The sequence below is a fragment of the Citrobacter sp. TBCS-14 genome, from assembly GCF_005280805.1.
GTDB lineage: Bacteria > Pseudomonadota > Gammaproteobacteria > Enterobacterales > Enterobacteriaceae > Citrobacter > Citrobacter gillenii.
This window is the reverse complement of the sequence record NZ_SZWM01001350.1, coordinates 1-544: the sequence shown is the minus strand read 5'-3', so window position 1 is coordinate 544 and position 544 is coordinate 1. Positions and strand designations below refer to the sequence as shown.

Here is a 544-nt window from a genome sequence, read left to right as displayed (position 1 = left end):
CATGGAACGTACTACCGGAATCCGTTGAGCTGGAAGGGACGCTTCGGACACATCGCGCAGAGGTGCAACAACAGGTTAAATCGCGGGTCAGTGATATTGTCGCTGGGTTTGCCCACGCCTTTGGCGCACAGATCGATGTTATCTGGCACGCGGGGCCCACGGCCCTGGTCAATGACGCGCACTGGGCCGATATTGCGACCAAAGTAGCCAGACAATCCGGTTACACAACGCATCATGCCGACCTGCATATGGGCGGGGAGGATTTTGCCGTTTATTTGCAAAATACACCTGGTGCGTTTGTTAGCATCGGTAGTGCCAGTGAATACGGATTACATCATCCGGGATTTAATCCGGATGAACGGTTAATTGAACCTGCCGCANACATTTAGCAAAAACGGCATTCGCACACCTTTAATTTACCTGTTGGGTAGGGGTTACTATGGCTGAAAATCGGCAACTACGGCTCGGAACTATTCTGCATGGCGCCTCCGGGAATATGTCCGCATGGCGTCATCCGGCAGCACGTGCTGATGCCAGTATTAAT

At 52.5% G+C, this 544-nt stretch carries 2 protein-coding genes; both read left to right on the top strand.

Going from position 1 to position 544, the window contains the following annotated elements; all coding sequences use genetic code 11:
• Positions 1–389 (top strand): M20/M25/M40 family metallo-hydrolase (locus FDX22_RS29855; protein WP_146718211.1); only part of this gene is annotated, 389 nt, incomplete at its 5' end.
• Positions 390–439: 50 nt separating this feature from the next.
• A partial coding sequence (locus tag FDX22_RS32875; RefSeq protein ID WP_370318020.1) for a hypothetical protein occupies positions 440–544 on the top strand: 105 nt, incomplete at its 3' end.